We start from the raw sequence: 16,979 nt of genomic DNA, 5'->3' as shown, positions 1-16,979 counted from the left end.
CCCGGATGACGGGTTCGGGCTGTCCGGCGACACGGGGAGCCTGCCCCGGGCGGGTGACAGGAAACCGCCGTACGGCCCGCCCGCGTGACGATCATGTGTCAGCGAGCCGACGTACGACGGAATGCGCCCCGCGGGTGCTGCTGGGGTACTCCGGATACTGCCAGGGGTCCGGGATGCCCGCTACTCGGAGCGGGGGCCGGCCGCGGGGGCGGTGTGCCGCCCGCGTCGGCTGCGGGGGGCCGGTCGCTCCGGCCCCCCGCCGTCACACCTGCTCGCGGCGGAGCCGGAACCAGTAGAAGCCGTGGCCCGCGAGGGTGAGCAGGTACGGCAGTTGACCGATCGCGGGGAAGCGCACCCCGCCGATCAGCTCCACCGGGTGCCGCCCGGCGAAGCTCCGCAGATCCAGCTCGGTGGGCTGGGCGAACCGCGAGAAGTTGTTCACGCACAGCACGAGGTCGTCGCCGGACTCGCGCAGGAACGCCAGCACGGCCGGGTTGCTCGACGGCAGCTCGGTGTAGGAACCGAGCCCGAAGGCACGGTTCTGCTTGCGGATCTCGATCATCCGCCGCGTCCAGTGCAGCAGCGAGCTGGGTGAGCTCATCTGCGCCTCGACATTGGTGACCTGGTACCCGTAGACCGGGTCCATGATCGTGGGCAGGTAGAGCCGTCCGGGGTCGCTGGACGAGAAGCCCGCGTTGCGGTCGGGGGTCCACTGCATCGGCGTACGGACCGCGTCCCGGTCACCGAGCCAGATGTTGTCGCCCATGCCGATCTCGTCGCCGTAGTACAGGATCGGGGATCCCGGCAGGGAGAGCAGCAGCGCGGTGAACAGCTCGATCTGGTTGCGGTCGTTGTCCAGCAGCGGTGCCAGCCGCCTGCGGATGCCGATGTTGGCGCGCATCCGCGGGTCCTTGGCGTACTCCGCGTACATGTAGTCGCGTTCCTCGTCGGTCACCATTTCGAGGGTCAGCTCGTCGTGGTTCCGCAGGAAGATGCCCCACTGGCAACTCGCCGGGATGGCGGGAGTCTTCGCCAGGATTTCCGACACCGGGTAGCGCGATTCCCGCCTGACCGCCATGAAGATGCGCGGCATGACGGGGAAGTGGAACGCCATATGGCATTCGTCGCCGCCCTTGCGGAAGTCGCCGAAGTAGTCGACGACGTCCTCGGGCCACTGATTGGCCTCGGCCAGCAGCACGGTGTCGGGGTAGTGCGCGTCGATCTCGGAGCGCACCTTCTTCAGGAACTGGTGGGTACGCGGCAGGTTCTCGCAGTTGGTGCCCTCCTCCTGGAAGAGATAGGGCACCGCGTCCAGCCGGAAACCGTCGATCCCGAGGTCGAGCCAGAAGCGCAGCGCGGCCAGGATCTCCTCCTGCACCCGCGGGTTCTCGTAGTTGAGATCCGGCTGGTGGGAGAAGAACCGGTGCCAGTAGTACTGCTTGCGCACCGGGTCGAACGTCCAGTTCGAGGTCTCGGTGTCGACGAAGATGATGCGGGCGCCGTCGTACTGCTTGTCGTCGTCCGCCCAGGTGTAGAAGTCCCCGTACGGTCCCTCCGGGTCGCTGCGAGACTGCTGGAACCACTCGTGCTGGTCGCTCGTGTGGTTCATGACGAAGTCGATGATCACGCGCATGCCGCGCTGGTGCGCGGCGTCCACGAATTCCACGAAGTCCGCCAGGTCGCCGAATTCCGGCAGCACGGCCGTGTAGTCGGCCACGTCGTATCCGCCGTCCCGCAGCGGTGACGCGAAGAACGGCGGCAACCAGAGGCAGTCCACGCCGAGCCACTGGAGATAGTCCAGCTTGGCGGTGATGCCTTTCAGGTCGCCTACGCCGTCTCCGTTGCTGTCCTGGAAGGACCGGACGAGGACTTCGTAGAACACCGCCCGTTTGAACCAGTCGGGATCACGGTCCTTGGCCGGTGTGTCCTCGAAGGTGTCAGGGACGGGTTCGTTGACGATCAACTGAGTGACCCTCCGATCGAAGGAGACGGTCGCAGCGACAGGACATGCGCGGGCGCGCGGCCCGGCTCAAGGCGCACATAGTTGTCTCTGCCCCAGTGGTAGGTGTCCCCGGTGAGCTCGTCGCGCACCGGGTATGACTCGTGCCAGGAGAGCCCGAGTGCCGGCATGTTCAACGAGACGGTGGCCTCCTGGGTGTGGAACGGGTCCAGGTTGACGACCACCAGTACGACATCGTCGTCGCGGCGCTTGGAGTAGGCCAGTACCGCGCTGTTGTCCACTGGGTGAAATGTGATGTCCCGTAGCTGCTGGAGCGCCGGGTGACGGCGGCGCAGCCGGTTGAGCGTGGTGATCAGCGGGGCGAGCGAGCGGCCCTCGGCCTCGGCCGCCGCCCAGTCCCGCGGCCGGAGTTCGTACTTCTCCGAGTGCAGGTACTCCTCACTGCCGGGCTTGGCAGGGGTGCCCTCACACAGTTCGAAGCCCGCGTAGACGCCCCAGGTGGGCGAGAGCGTCGCGGCGAGCACCGCCCGCGCCTCGAAGGCCGGACGGCCGCCGTGCTGGAGGAAGGCGTGCAGGATGTCGGGGGTGTTCACGAAGAAGTTGGGCCGCATCCACGCTGCCGCCTCCCCGCTCAACTCCCGCATGTAGTCGGTCAGTTCGCTCTTGTCGTTACGCCAGGTGAAGTACGTGTACGACTGCTGGAAACCGATCTGGCCGAGGGTGGCCATCATCGCGGGACGGGTGAACGCCTCCGCCAGGAAGATCACGTCCGGGTCGGTGCGGTTGATGTCCGCGATGACCTTCTCCCAGAACACCACCGGCTTGGTGTGCGGATTGTCCACCCGGAAGATCCGCACCCCGTGCGCCATCCAGTGCCGCAGCACCCGCAGGGTCTCCCTGACGATGCCCGCGAAGTCCTCGTCGAAGGCGATCGGGTAGATGTCCTGGTACTTCTTCGGCGGATTCTCCGCGTACGCGATCGTGCCGTCCGCGCGGTGCGCGAACCACTCCGGGTGCTTGGCCACCCACGGGTGGTCGGGCGAGCACTGGAGCGCGAAGTCCAGCGCCACCTCCATCCGCAGCTCGCGGGCCCGCTCCACGAAGTGGTCGAAGTCCGCCAGGGTGCCCAGGTCCGGGTGGACGGCGTCGTGCCCGCCCTCGGGGGAGCCGATCGCCCACGGCGAGCCGACGTCGTCGGGGCCGGGCGTCAGGCTGTTGTTCGGGCCCTTGCGGAAAGCTGTGCCGATCGGGTGAATGGGCGGCAGATAGACCACGTCGAAACCCATCGCGGCCACCGCGGGCAGCCGCTCGGCCGCGGTACGGAAGGTCCCCGAGCGCGGCGGGGCGCCCTCTTCGAGCACCGCCCCCTCCGAGCGGGGGAACAGCTCGTACCAGGACCCGTACAGCGCCCGCTCCCGCTCCACGTGCAGCGGCAGCGGCCGGGAGGCGCTGACCAGCTCGCGCAGCGGATACCGGTCGAGTGTGCCGACCACGTCGTCCGCCAGCGCCGCCGCGTGCCGGGCGGCGGGGGTGCGCGAGGCGTCCCGCAGCGCGTCCACCGCGGCCAGCACACCCGCCCTGCCGTCGCTCTTGGGCACCCCGGCCGCCGCCCGCTCGTGCAGCAGCGCGCCCTCGGCCAGCACCAGTTCGGTGTCGATCCCGGCGGGGATCTTGATGCCCGCCGCGTGCCGCCAGGTCGCCACCGGGTCGGACCAGCCCTCCACGCAGTACGTCCAGCGCCCCTCGGCCGTCGGGGTGACGCGCGCGCCCCACCGGTCCGTGCCGGGCTCCAGCTCGCGCATCGGCGTCCACGGCCCCGACCTGCCGGTCGGGTCCCGCAGCACCACGTTCGCGGCCACCGCGTCGTGCCCCTCCCGGAACACGGTGGCGGTCACCTCGAAGGTCTCTCCGGCCACCGCCTTCGCCGGGCGGCGGCCACAGTCCACCAACGGACGGACATCGACGACGGGAATACGACCGATCATTGCCTCACCTGACAGCGCTGTGGATGGGACGGCGGAGATGGGGGGCGCCGGACAGCGGCCCACGGCGGCGGCGAGCAGCGTCGCGACGGGCCGCTCCCTCGCGGGCCCCCGCTCTTTTTAGCTGTTCCGGGCAGTGCGGGCTTGCCTGCATGGCCGCTCCAGTCCGCGTTCACTCGTGTGGAGGTGATAGGTGACGATCCGGGACGATTGCTGCCATGACTGTGGTGCCGTACGTGTGGTGCCGTGGGACCTGACGGTGCGTTGTGACGCTGTGTGGTGCAGTCTCGTGCTCCGCGCGAAGCCCCGCAATCGGAGCCTGCCCACGCTCCGCGAGACGAAAGCACCTCACCGAAGCGTTTCGGGAGCGCGTCACGAATGCTCAATCCGCCACCCCCGACCTGCCCCTGACGCCATTGTGGGGCCGACCACGGGCGCGCCTGACACGCGCCCCCGAGAGCGCCCCCGCGCACGCCCCCACCGTACGCGAAGCACCCGACACGCCCGCGTACGGCCATACCCTCACGTCACCCGGAACCCACAGGGCGACGGCGGTCACGCGCCGGGCCGGTGACCCCCGGCCGGGGCCGTACGACCTGCCCCGCCCACCGGCGTGATCCGCACTGCGACCGGTCGCTTCCGTGAGCCGCCGTTCGCGCGTTTGAACCACCGGATCGTGGACACTGGCCGCAGGCCCCCCGCCATCGGGTCTACGGTCGAATACGTGAAGGCAATCCGTCGATTCACCGTGCGCACCGTCCTGCCGGAACCTCTGCGCCCGCTCGGGGAGCTGGCCCAGAACCTACGCTGGTCATGGCACCCGGAGACCCGGGAGCTGTTCCAGAGCGTCGACCCCGTGGGCTGGCGGGCCGCCCAAGGCGACCCCGTGCGGCTGCTCGGCGCCGTGTCCAAGGAACGGCTCGCCGCGCTCGCCGGGGACCGGCGCTTTCTGCGCCGCCTGGCCGCCGCGGCGGAGGAACTGGCCGACTACACCAGCAACCCCCGCTGGTATCAGGAACAGAGCGACCTGCCCGCAGCCATCGCCTACTTCTCACCCGAATTCGGCATCACCGCCGCGCTGCCGCAGTATTCCGGCGGCCTCGGCATCCTCGCCGGCGACCACCTGAAGGCCGCGAGCGACCTCGGCGCCCCGATCATCGGCGTCGGCCTGCTCTACCGGCACGGCTACTTCCGCCAGACCCTCTCCCGCGAGGGCTGGCAGCAGGAGCAGTACCCCGTCCTCGACCCCAACGAACTGCCCGTCACCCTGCTCCGCGAGACGAACGGCGCCCCCGCCGAGGTCTCCCTCGTCCTGCCCGGCGGCCGATCGCTGCGCGCCCAGATCTGGAAGGCCCAGGTCGGACGCGTCCCGCTGCTGCTCCTCGACTCCGACGTCGAGGCCAACGAACCCGCCGAGCGCGATGTCACCGACCGGCTCTACGGCGGCGGCAGCGAGCACCGGCTGCTCCAGGAGATGCTGCTGGGCATCGGCGGCGTCCGCGCCGTCCGCGCCTACTGCCGGATCACCGGCCACGCCGAACCCGAGGTGTTCCACACCAACGAGGGCCACGCCGGTTTCCTCGGCCTGGAGCGCATCCGCGAACTGGCCCTCGAAGGGCTCGACTTCGACGCGGCGCTGGAGGCCGTACGGGCCGGGACGGTGTTCACCACGCACACCCCCGTCCCCGCGGGCATCGACCGCTTCGACCGCGAACTGGTCGGCCGCCACCTCGGCGACGGCGGCGAGCTGCCCGGCGTCGACGTAGGCCGCGTCCTCGAACTGGGCATGGAGACCTACCCCGGCGGCGACCCTAACCTGTTCAACATGGCGGTGATGGGTCTGCGGCTGGCCCAGCGCGCCAACGGCGTCTCCACCCTGCACGGCTCCGTCAGCCGCGAGATGTTCGCCGGGCTCTGGCCGGGCTTCGACCCGGAGGACGTGCCGATCACGTCCATCACCAACGGCGTGCACGCGCCCACCTGGGTCGCCCCCGAGGTGTTCCGGCTCGGCGCCCGGCAGATCGGCACCCAGCGCGCCGAGGACGCCCTGATGGTCGGCGGCGCCGACCGCTGGGAGGCCATCGCCGACATCCCCGACGCCGCCGTCTGGGAACTCCGCCGCGAACTGCGCGAACAGCTCGTGGAGGACGTACGGCGCCGGGTCCGCGAGTCCTGGCGGCAGCGCGGCGCGGGAGAGGCAGAACTGGGCTGGACCGACAGCGTCCTCGACCCCGACGTGCTCACCATCGGCTTCGCGCGCCGGGTCCCGTCGTACAAGCGGCTCACCCTCATGCTGCGCGACCAGGACCGGCTGATGGACCTGCTGCTGCACGCCGAGCGGCCGATCCAGATCGTGGTCGCGGGCAAGGCTCACCCGGCCGACGACAGCGGCAAGCGGCTGGTCCAGGAGCTGGTCAGGTTCACCGACGACCCCCGGGTCAGGCACCGCATCGTCTTCCTGCCGGACTACGACATGCGGATGGCGCGGCTGCTCTACCCCGGCTGCGACGTCTGGCTCAACAATCCGCTGCGCCCGCTGGAGGCCTGCGGCACCTCGGGGATGAAGGCCGCGCTCAACGGCTGCCTCAACCTGTCGGTGCTCGACGGCTGGTGGGACGAGTGGTTCGACGGCGACAACGGCTGGGCGATCCCCACCGCCGACGGCGTCGTCGACGAGGACCGCCGCGACGAGCTGGAGGCCGCCGCGCTCTACGACCTGCTGGAGAAGCAGGTCGCGCCGCGCTTCTACGACCAGGGCGCGCAGGGCCTGCCCGGCCGCTGGATCGAGATGGTCCGGCACACCCTCACCACCCTCGGCCCGAAGGTGGTGGCCGGCCGGATGGTCCAGGACTACGTCCGCACGCTGTACGCGCCCGCCGCCCGTTCGCACCGCGCCGTACACGGGGAGGAGGCCGGGGCGCTGGCCGCCTGGAAGCGGCGGGTACGGCAGCAGTGGCCGCGGGTCTCGGTCCAGCACGTGGAGACCGGCTCGGTCGGCGGCACCCCGGAGCTGGGCTCCACGCTCACCCTCCGGGTGGAGGTCGCCCTCGGCGAGCTGGACCCGACGGACGTCGACGTCCAGCTCCTGTCCGGCCGCGTCGACGCCGCCGACCGGCTCGCCGATCCCACCGTCGCCTCGCTCAAGCCCACCTCCCGCACCGACAGCGCGGGGCGCTACCACTACGAAGGGCCTCTCACCCTCGACCGCACCGGCCCCTTCGGCTACACCGTCCGCGTCCTCCCCACCCACCCCCACCTGGCCACTCCCGCCGAGCTCGGCCTGATGGCCATCCCCCCGGAAACGGAGGGCATGACCGCCGGCCTCCTCCGCTAACCGCCCTCCGACCGGGGCCCGCCTCCCCAGCGGAGTTGGCCTCGGGCCGGGGGCTTGCCTCCGGCGTGGGGTTGGCCTTCCGGCCGGGGGGCCCGCCTCCGGCCTGCCCAGCTCGTGCGGTGCAGAGGGCCGGAGGCTTCGGGTCGCCGTGTCGGCCTGCGGCCGGGGGCTCGCCTCTGGCGTGGGGCTGGCCTTCCGGCCCGGGCTTCGCCCAGCGCCTCCGGCCTGCCCGGCTCGTGCGGTGCCGGGGGCCGGTGGCTCCGGTTCGCCGTGTCGGCCTGCGGCCGGGGCTCGCCTTCGGCGTGGGAACCGTTGCGGCCCCGATCCGCCGGTCGGCCTGCGGCCGGGGCTCGCCTCCGGCGTGGGGTCGGCCTTCCGACCGGGGCTTCGCCCGGTGTCTCCGGCCTGCTCGGCTCGTGCGGTGCAGGGGGCCGGAAGGTTCGGGTCGCCGATTCGGCCTGCGGCCGGGGGCTGTTTCGGAGCCGCCCGCCCGCCCGGCGGCCGAGGTGGTGCGGCGGAGAGGGGGAAGCGCCCCCGCCGAGGGGATCGGCGGGGGCGCTTCGGTGTGCGGGGTGGGGTCAGGCCGCGCGGCCTGAGCTGCCGGTGTCGCCGCCGCGGGCGCGGCGGCCCACCGCGCCGCCGCGGCCGGCGGCGGCGCCGGGGCCGGTGCGGCGGCCGCGGCCGGCGGCGCCCTCGTTGGCGGTGGCGCCGGTACGGCGGGATGCGGCCTTCTTGGCGGGCTGCTGACGCTCACCGGCGGTGGCGGCGCCGCCGCGCCCACTGCCGCCACGGCGGCGGCGGGACGGGGCCGCGCCGGGAGCCTTGGCCTTGGGCGCCGGGACCTCGGCGGCGGGCAGCGTGACCGGGGTGCCGGACGGCTGCCGGGCACCGGTGATCCTGACCAGATCCGCGTCGCCCGGACGGACCCGGGCGGTGTGCGGCCGGATACCGGCCTGCGTCATGAGCCGGGCGTTCTCGCGCCGCTGCTCGGGCAGCACCAGCGTGACGACCGTGCCGGACTCACCGGCCCGCGCCGTACGCCCGCCGCGGTGCAGATAGTCCTTGGCCTCGGTCGGCGGATCGACGTTCACGACCAGGTCGAGACCCTCGATGTGAATCCCGCGGGCCGCGACATTCGTGGCCACCAGGGCGTCGGCCGTCCCCGTACGGAACTGGTCGAGCGCCCGGTTCCGCTGCGGCTGCGACTTGCCGCCGTGCAGCGCCACCGCCCGCACCCCGAGGCCCAGCAGGTGCTTGGTGAGCCGGTCGGCGCCGCGCTTGGTGCCGACGAACATGATCACGCCGCCCTGCCGGGCGGCGATCTCCGCGGTCACCGCCCGCTTGGTCGCCTCGTCGACGTGCAGCACGTGGTGCTCCATCGTCGTCACCGTCGCGGACGACGGGTCCACCGAGTGCGTGACCGGATTCTTCAGGAACCGCTTGACCAGCTTGTCGACATTGCGGTCCAGCGTCGCCGAGAACAGCATCCGCTGCCCGCCCGGCTTGACCTGCTCCAGCAGCCGCGTGACCTGCGGCAGGAACCCCATGTCGGCCATCTGGTCGGCCTCGTCCAGTACCGTCACGCCGACCTGGTCCAGCGAGCAGGCGTGCCGCTCGATCAGGTCGAAGAGCCGTCCGGGGGTCGCGACCAGGATCTCGGCCCCGCCGCGCAGCGCGGCGATCTGCTTGGTGATGGAGGCGCCGCCGACCACCGCGGTGGTCCGCAGCCCGAGCACCTTCGCGTACGGCGCGAGCGCGTCGGTCACCTGGGTGGCCAGCTCGCGGGTGGGCACCAGCACCAGCGCCAGCGGACGCTTGGCGTCGGCGCGGCGGCCGAGCGCCTTGACGCGGGTCAGCATCGGCAGGCCGAAGGCCAGCGTCTTGCCCGAGCCGGTACGGCCGCGGCCGAGCACGTCACGGCCGGCGAGCGAGTCCGGCAGCGTCGCGGCCTGGATCGGGAACGGTTCTGTCACCCCGTCGGCGTCTAGGGCGGCGACCAGCGCCGGGTCGAGCGGAAGCTCGGAGAACAGCTTTACGGGGGACACGGGTGACAAAAGCGGGATTCCTTCCTCGGGCCGCCACGGCGGGAGCCATTGCGGCGGCTGCACGCGAGAGGCCCGCACCGTGCGGTGCGGGCCTCCCGTTACCGAGCGTCGCGGCCCGGTTACTCTGAATTAGAGCGGACGGATGTTCTCCGCCTGCGGGCCCTTCTGGCCCTGCGTGACGTCGAACTCGACCTTCTGGCCCTCAAGCAGCTCACGGAAGCCCTGGGACTGAATGTTCGAGTAGTGGGCGAACACGTCCGGGCCGCCACCCTCCTGCTCGATGAAGCCGAAGCCCTTTTCCGAGTTGAACCACTTCACGGTTCCGGTAGCCATAACAATCTCCCTATGGTGGGGCAGTTTCCAAACCCGCACTGTACGGATATGGGTCGCTGTAGATGATCACCCCACACCGGAGAAATCCGGCAAAACAAAAGTGCGCCCGGAATCGCAATCATCCAGGCGCACAAAAAGTTCTGGGTACCACAACTGCAACGCGACCAGCCTACCAGAGTCCTGCGGCCTCCGGTCGATCTTGTCCCGGCGAGTTCCTCCGCCCGGGTCCTGCGGCGGGTGGGGACCCGCCGCAGGACTCAGACACGAGCCGTACGGGCTAGCTGACGTTGACCGCCGCGTCGTCGATCAGGAACGACGTCGCGAGGGAGGCGTCCTCGGTGCCGGTGAACTTCAGGCTGACGGTCTGGCCCTTGTAGGAGGACAGGTCGACCGAGCGCTGGACGTAGCCGGTGCCCTTGTTGACGTTGGAGTAGGTGACCAGGGTCGTGCTGCCCGCCGTGAGGGTGAGCTTGTCGTACGCCGTGGTCGTGGAGGTCTCCTGGCTGCTGATGTAGAGCCAGTAGGTGAAGGTGGCGCTGGTGCACGAGGCGGGGATCGTGACCGACTGGGCGAGCGTGTCGGTGTGCGTGGTCCCGTAGCCGTTCAGCCACGCCTTGTACGAGCCGCCGTGGGACGCGGCGCCGGTGCTGTTGTCGATCACGCCCGACGTCGTCGTCCAGCCGGTGTTGCCGCTCTCGAAGCCCGGGTTGGTCAGGAGCTGCGCCGCGGTGCAGCCGCCGCCGCCCGCGCTGGTGACCGTCCAGGTGAAGGTGGCCGTACCGGTGGCGTTGGTGGAGTCCTTCGCCGTGACCGTCACGCTGGAGCTGCCGGTCGCGGTCGGGGTGCCCGAGATCAGGCCGCTGGAGGCGTTGATCGACAGACCGGCCGGCAGGCCCGTCGCGGTGTAGGTCAGCGCGCCGCCGTTGGTGGTGCTCGCCTGGATCTGGAGGCTGGCCGCCGTGTTCACCACGGTGGACTTGGCGCCCGGGTTGGTGACGGTGACGCCGCTGGGCGTGGTGACCCGGCTGCCGACGTTGATCGCCGCCCAGGTGTTGGCGACCGTGTTGTACGTGGCGCTGTTGGCGCCCCACAGGTCGGCCGCCGCGAGCAGCGACTGGGTGCGGGCCGACGCGTAGTTGGTGGTCGAGGTGAAGCGCTCGGTGAGCGCCTTGTACCAGAGCTTGAGGGCGTTGTCCCGGCCGATGCCGGGCACCGACAGACCGTCGGAGGTCGGGCTGTTGTAGCTCACACCGCCGATGACCTTGGCGCCGCTGCCCTCGGAGAGCAGGTAGAAGAAGTGGTTGGCCGGGCCCGACGAGTAGTGCACGTCGAGGCCGCCCAGGCTGGAGGACCAGTAGTCCTTCGAGCCGCCGTCCTTGCTCGGCTGGTCCATGTACCGCAACGGCGTGCCGTTGCCGTTGATGTTGATCTTCTCGCCGATGAGGTAGTCACCCGGGTCGGAGGTGTTGTTGGCGTAGAACTCCACGCCGGTGCCGAAGATGTCCGAGGTGGCCTCGTTCAGACCGCCGGACTCACCCGAGTAGTTCAGCCCCGCGGTGTTGGAGGTGACGCCGTGGCTCATCTCGTGGCCCGCGACGTCGAGCGCGGTCAGCGGGTGCGTGTTGCCGCTGCCGTCGCCGTACGTCATGCAGAAGCAGGAGTCGTCCCAGAAGGCGTTGACGTAGCTGTTGCCGTAGTGGGCGCGGGAGTACGCGGCCACACCGTCGCCGCGTATGCCGCTGCGGCCGAAGGTGTTCTTGTAGAAGTCCCAGGTCTCCTGGGCGCCGTAGGCCGCGTCCACACCGGCGGTGGTGGCGGTCGACGGGTTGCCGTCGCCCCACGTGTCGCTGGACTGCGAGAACAGCGTGCCGGTGCCGGAGGTGCCGTGGTTGAGGTTGTACGTCTTGTGGCCGCCGCGCCCGCCGTCGGTCAGCGTGTACGTCGATCCGGACTGCGTGGTGCCGATGGTGACCTGGCCGCTGTACTCACTGTTGCCGATGCCGGTCTCGATGCCCTGGTACTCGTACAGGCGGTTGCCGGTGCTCGCGTCGGTGATGACGTGGAGCTGGTTCGGCGTGCCGTCCTCCTGGAAGCCGCCGATGACGGACTCCCAGGCCAGTACGGGCGTACCGGACGCGGCCCAGATGACCTTGTGCGGCGCGCCGACCGCGGCCGGGGAGGCCGCGCCGTCCGCCTTCGCGCGGGCGAGCGCCGTGGTCTTCGCCGAGTCCGCGCTCTTGACCGCGGTCGTGCTGGCCACCGCCACCGAGGCGTTGGTCGCCTTGTCGACACCGGTGGTCGCCCCTGCGGCGTCCTGGTGCACGATCAAGTCGCCGCCGAGGACCGGCAGGCCCTGGTACGTACGCTCGTAGCGGGTGTGGACGGTGCCGTCGGTGTCCTTGGTGACGGACTTGACGACCAGCTTCTCACCCGAGCTCAGGTGCAGCGAGGACGCGGTGGCCGCGCTCTTGGTCTGCGCCTGCGAGACGAGGGTGGCCTGCTGGGCCGGGGAGAGCGATGCGGGCAGCGCACCCGCTCGCGGCTGAACATGTGTACTGGCCTGGGCTGTTGCCTGCCCGGGTACGCCTGCTGAGGCCGTACCCGCGGGCAGTGCGACCGCCAGCATCGCTGCACCGGCAATCAGCACTCCTGCTGCTGTTGCCTTGCGGGGGGATCTGCGCACTCGTCACTCCTTCTGCGGCGACCGCGGATGGGCGGTCGGTGACAGTCCGGACAGGTGGGGTTGGTGATCTGTCCGGGTAGAGCTGTGGCACTGCTGTAGTGCTGTGGCGTTGCTGTGGAACGGGGCACAGAGTGGCATCCTTTACCGGTACATGTCAGTGGCGTGGGGCAAACTTGGCCGAAAACAGTCCGTTGTTCGGTGAGCGGTGTTCGCATAGCGGTCATTTGTCATCGCGGTGTTGCGCGGAGAAGAAGTTTTTCTGCGGGCGAATGCGGTCAAGAGGGGGCCAATCCGGCCCTCTGGATCAGGCGCAGTTGGTGTCCCGGCAATGCGAACCGCCCTTGGCGCGTGGCGCGAAGGGCGGTTCGTTGGCGCGGGCCGGGCGGTGCGGCACCGGGGGGCGGGGCGGTGCGCCGACCCGGACGGGGTGATTCGCCGACACCAGCGGGGCGGTGCGCCGACGCGGGCGGGTGCCGCGTCGGCGTGGACGGCCTCGTCGTAGGGGCGCTGACGGTCAGACCAGGCTGTCCCGCCACGCCTGGTGGAGTCCGGCGAAGTGGCCGTCGTCCGCGATCAGTTCGTCCGGGGTGCCGTCCTCGACGATCCGGCCGTCGCGCATGACCAGGACCCGGTCGGCGATCTCCACGGTCGACAGCCGGTGCGCGATGATCACCGCCGTACGCCCGTTGAGCACGGTGTGCATCGCGTGCTGGACGGCCTTCTCGCCCGGCACGTCCAGCGAGGACGTCGCCTCGTCCAGGATCAGCACGCCGGGGTCGGCGAGCAACGCCCGCGCGAAGGCGACCAGTTGGCGCTGGCCCGCGGAGATACGGCCGCCGCGCTTGCGTACGTCCGTGTCGTAGCCGTCCGGCAGCGCCGCGATGAAGTCATGGGCGCCGATGGCCTTCGCGGCGGCCTCCACATCCTCGCGGGAGGCGTCCGGCCGGCCGATCGCGATGTTCTCCGCGACCGTCCCGGAGAACAGGAACGCCTCCTGCGTCACCATCACGACCCCGCGCCGCAGATCGGTCTGCGTGAGATCGCTCAACTCCACGCCGTCCAGCAGCACTCGGCCGCTGGTGGGGTCGTAGAACCTGGCCAGCAGTTTGGCGAGCGTCGACTTGCCCGCGCCGGTCGCGCCCACCACGGCGACGGTCTGCCCCGCGGGCAGCCGCAGCGAGAACCGCGGCAGCACCTCGCCGCCCGTGCGGTACGCGAAGCGCACCTCGTCGAAGACGACCTCGCGGCCCGGCAGTTCGCCCGCCCGCTCCGGCAGCGGCACCGCGCGCTCGGGCGCGGGCTCCGGCACGGTCGGCCGCTGGGCCAGCAGCCCGGCGATCTTCTCCAGTGAAGCCGCCGCGGACTGATAGGAGTTGAGGAACATGCCGAGCCGGTCGATCGGGTCGTAGAGCCGCCGCAGATACAGCACGAAGGCGGCGAGCACACCGAGCGCCATCCCGCCGTCCGCCACCCGGTACGCGCCCCACATCACGATCGCGGCGATCGTCACGTTGGCGATCACGCGGGAGCCGACGACGTAACGCGCCATCTCCAGGATCGCGTCGCCGTTGGCCCGCTCATGGCGGTGGTTCAGTTCGAGGAACGCCTCGTCGTTCGGCTCCTCGCGGCGGAACGCCTTCACCGGGCGGATGCCGTTCATCGTCTCGGTGAACTTCACGATGACGGCCGCGATGGCCGTGGACCGCTTGCGGTAGGCGACCATCGAGCGCCGCTGGTACACGCGGATCGCCACGTACAGCGGGGCGTACGACACCAGGGCCGCCAGTCCCAGCTCCCAGTCGAGGAAGATCAGCAGCGCGGTGATGTAGACCGCCGACAGCACGACCTCGATCAGCTCGTCCAGGCCGTCGTTGAGCAGTTCGCGGATCGACTCGACGTCCGAGGTGGAGCGGGAGATCAGCCGGCCCGAGGTGTAGCGCTCGTGGAAGTCCAGGCTGAGGGTCTGGGCGTGCCGGAAGATCCGGCCGCGCAGGTCGACCAGCACGTCCTGGCTGACGCGGGCGGCGACCCGGATGAAGAACCGCTGGAGCGTGCCGGAGGCGATGCCGCAGCCCATGTAGCCGCAGGCGACCGCGATCAGCGCGCCGTGCCGGCCGTCGCGCACCGCCGGGATGGCGTGGTCGATGGCGTACGCCACCAGGAGCGGGCCCGCCTGCACGGCCGCCTGCTGGACCAGCAGCAGGATCGCGGCCAGCCAGACGCGGGCGCGGTGCGGGCCGAGGAGCGAGCGCAGGAGGGTGAACTGGGCGTTCTTCGGGGCGGGCAGGACGTCTTTGGCGAAGGGGTCGTCGGGCGGGAGCGGCGCGGCGGTGGGCTCGTCGAAGTCGTACTCCTCGGTGGCGCCGGCTTCTGGCGCGTCCTCTTTCGCCGCGCTCTCTTTCGCCGCCCTCTCTTTCGTCGAGCCCTGTTCTGTCGCGCCCTGTTCTGTCGCGGAGGTCATCGGGCGTCGCTCCTCTCCCGCGCGGCGGAAGCCTCATCGGCCTCCCCGGTTCGTTCTTCGGCGCCGTGCTGCTCCGGGAGGTCCGGGTGCCCCTCGGCGTCCGGCTCTTCGTCGGCGCCTGACTCTCCGTCGGCATCCGGCTCTTCGTCGGCGCCCGACATCAGGTGGCGGTAGACCGCGCTGTCCCGCAGCAGTTCGGCGTGCGTGCCGACGGCCGTGATCCGGCCGTCCTCCAGCAGCGCCACCCGGTCCGCGAGCATCACCGTGGACGGGCGGTGCGCGACGACCAGCGCGGTCGTGTCGGCCAGCACCTCGCGCAGCGCGGCCTCGACCAGCGCCTCGGTGTGCACGTCGAGCGCCGACAGCGGGTCGTCCAGGACCAGGAACTGCGGGCGGCCGACCACCGCGCGGGCCAGCGCGAGCCGTTGCCGCTGCCCGCCGGAAAGGCTCAGGCCCTGCTCGCCGACCTGCGTGTCCAGGCCCTGCGGCAGCCGCTCCACGAAGCCGCACTGCGCGACGGCCAGGGCTCGTACGATGTCCGCCTCGTCGGCGCCCTCAGGGCCCGCGCCCATCGCCACGTTCTCCCGTACGGTCGCGGAGAACAGCGTCGGCTCCTCGAAGGCGACGGCAAGCAGTTCGCGCAGCCGCTTGACCGGCAGGTCGGCGATGTCCGCGCCGTCCAGGGTGATCCGGCCGCCGGTCGCCTGGTGCAGCCGGGGGAGCAGCGCGGTCAGCGTCGTCTTGCCGCTGCCGGTGGCGCCGACCAGCGCCATCGTCTCGCCGGGGCCGATGTGCAGGTCGACGCCCTTGAGGAGGTCGGGGCCCGCGTCGGGGGCGTCGGGGTAACGGAAGCGGACGGCGTGCATGCGCAGGCCGTCGCTCGGTCGTCCGGCTCCGGTGCCGTCCGTGGTCTTTGCGGCGCTTCCGTCGTTCTCGCTCCCGCTGGTGCTGCTGGTGCTGCCGGTGCTGCCGGTCCTGCCGGTCCTGGCGGTCCTGCCGCTGCTGTCGGGTTCGGGGGTGTCCATCGCCTCGAAGTACCGGTCGGCGGCGGTGGCCGCCTCGTTGCTCATCGCGAGCAGGAAGCCGATCGACTCGACCGGCCAGCGCAGCGCGAGCGCGGTCGACAGGAACGCCACCAGGGTGCCCGCCGACAGCTTGCCGTCCGCGACCTGGAGCACACCGCACACCAGCGCGGCGCCGATCGCCACCTCGGGCAGCGTCATGATCACGGCCCAGATGTCCGAGAGGAGCCGCGCCTTGCGCATCTCGGTACGCCACAGTCCCCAGGTCTGCGCGCGGAAGGCCCGCGCCTGGCTGCGGTGCCGGCCGAACGCCTTGATGATCCGGATGCCCAGCACCGACTCCTCGACCAGCGTGGCCAGATCGCCCGCCTGGTCCTGCGCGCGGCGGGCGGCCAGCGCGTACCGCGTCTCGAAGACGGAACACATGATCATCAGCGGCACGGCGGGTGCCAGCAGCACCAGGCCGAGCAGCCAGGACTGCGCGAACAGGATCGCGAAGCCGATCAGCACGGTGACGGTGTTGACCACCAGGAAGACCAGCGGGAAGGCGAGGAACATCCGCAGGATCTGGAGGTCCATCGTCGCCCGCGAGAGCAACTGCCCCGACGCCCAGCGGTCGTGGAACTCCACCGGCAGCCGCTGGAGATGCCGGTACAGATCCGCCCGCATCGCCGCCTCGACCCCGGCCAGCGGCCGGGCCACCAGCCACCGCCTGATCCCGAACAGCAGCGCCTCCAGCAGCCCGAGCAGCAGGATCAGCCCGCCGCCGAGCCACACCCCGGCCGGATCGTGGTCCGAGACCGGCCCGTCCACCATCCACTTCAGCACCAGCGGAATCAGCAGCGCCACGCACGACGCGCCCGCGCCCACCACCGCGGACACCCCCAACCGCACCCGCACCGCCCGCACATAAGGCCAAAGGCGCAGCAGCGACCGAATCGCTGATCTCGAACGGACGGCGGGCGCGGGGTCAGTGGTCGTGGCAGACATCCCTCCCGACATTAGGCGCGACCACCGACACCGCTCACCCCGTTTTCCGCCGCGCCCACGCCCCTCCGATCTCTTCCCGCCATGAACTTTCCGGTCCTCAAGGAGTTTTGGGCCCCTCCGAGTGGAGAAGGGAACTGATCTACTTTGCCGTCTCATGAAAGTTTCCATG

At 70.9% G+C, this 16,979-nt stretch carries 8 protein-coding genes; 1 reads left to right on the top strand and 7 read right to left on the bottom strand.

Annotation, left to right across the window (positions count from 1 at the left end):
• Positions 1-262: 262 nt before the first annotated feature.
• Both treS and ACIQCJ_RS07530 read right to left on the bottom strand, forming a co-directional pair.
• Positions 263-1,963 (bottom strand): maltose alpha-D-glucosyltransferase, encoded by a 1,701-nt coding sequence (gene treS, locus ACIQCJ_RS07535; protein ID WP_355349586.1) that lies wholly within the window; start codon positions 1,961-1,963, stop codon positions 263-265.
• On the bottom strand, positions 1,960-3,945 hold the full coding sequence (locus ACIQCJ_RS07530; protein ID WP_402710962.1) for an alpha-1,4-glucan--maltose-1-phosphate maltosyltransferase: 1,986 nt from the start codon (positions 3,943-3,945) through the stop codon (positions 1,960-1,962). The genes treS and ACIQCJ_RS07530 overlap by 4 nt, the downstream gene beginning before the upstream one ends.
• A gap of 721 nt (positions 3,946-4,666) precedes the next feature.
• On the opposite strand from ACIQCJ_RS07530, the gene glgP reads away from it, so the two are divergent.
• Positions 4,667-7,276: an alpha-glucan family phosphorylase gene (glgP, locus tag ACIQCJ_RS07525; protein ID WP_402710961.1), complete on the top strand. Its 2,610-nt coding sequence runs from the start codon at positions 4,667-4,669 to the stop codon at positions 7,274-7,276.
• A 578-nt stretch (positions 7,277-7,854) separates the two neighbouring features.
• Here the strand turns inward: glgP and ACIQCJ_RS07520 are convergent.
• The 5 genes from ACIQCJ_RS07520 to ACIQCJ_RS07500 all read right to left on the bottom strand — a co-directional run bounded on the left by ACIQCJ_RS07520 (position 7,855) and on the right by ACIQCJ_RS07500 (position 16,810).
• Positions 7,855-9,399, bottom strand: coding sequence for a DEAD/DEAH box helicase (locus tag ACIQCJ_RS07520; RefSeq protein ID WP_391161522.1), 1,545 nt, complete (start codon positions 9,397-9,399; stop codon positions 7,855-7,857).
• 51 nt (positions 9,400-9,450) lie between these two features.
• Positions 9,451-9,654, bottom strand: a complete 204-nt coding sequence (locus ACIQCJ_RS07515; protein ID WP_188279682.1) for a cold-shock protein — start codon at positions 9,652-9,654, stop codon at positions 9,451-9,453.
• A 277-nt stretch (positions 9,655-9,931) separates the two neighbouring features.
• The gene (locus tag ACIQCJ_RS07510; protein ID WP_391044828.1) at positions 9,932-12,280 is read right to left on the bottom strand and encodes a M4 family metallopeptidase; all 2,349 of its coding nucleotides are present in this window, start codon (positions 12,278-12,280) and stop codon (positions 9,932-9,934) included.
• Between the two features lie 571 nt (positions 12,281-12,851).
• Positions 12,852-14,798, bottom strand: coding sequence for an ABC transporter ATP-binding protein (locus ACIQCJ_RS07505; protein ID WP_402710960.1), 1,947 nt, complete (start codon positions 14,796-14,798; stop codon positions 12,852-12,854).
• On the bottom strand, positions 14,795-16,810 hold the full coding sequence (locus ACIQCJ_RS07500) for an ABC transporter ATP-binding protein (protein ID WP_402710959.1): 2,016 nt from the start codon (positions 16,808-16,810) through the stop codon (positions 14,795-14,797). Before ACIQCJ_RS07500 ends, ACIQCJ_RS07505 begins: the two co-directional genes overlap by 4 nt.
• Positions 16,811-16,979 lie beyond the last annotated feature (169 nt).

The sequence above is a fragment of the Streptomyces sp. NPDC093221 genome (genome assembly GCF_044753885.1).
Taxonomy (GTDB): Bacteria; Actinomycetota; Actinomycetes; order Streptomycetales; family Streptomycetaceae; genus Actinacidiphila.
Note: the sequence above shows the minus strand (reverse complement) of the source record. Positions and strands in the feature narration are given on the sequence as shown.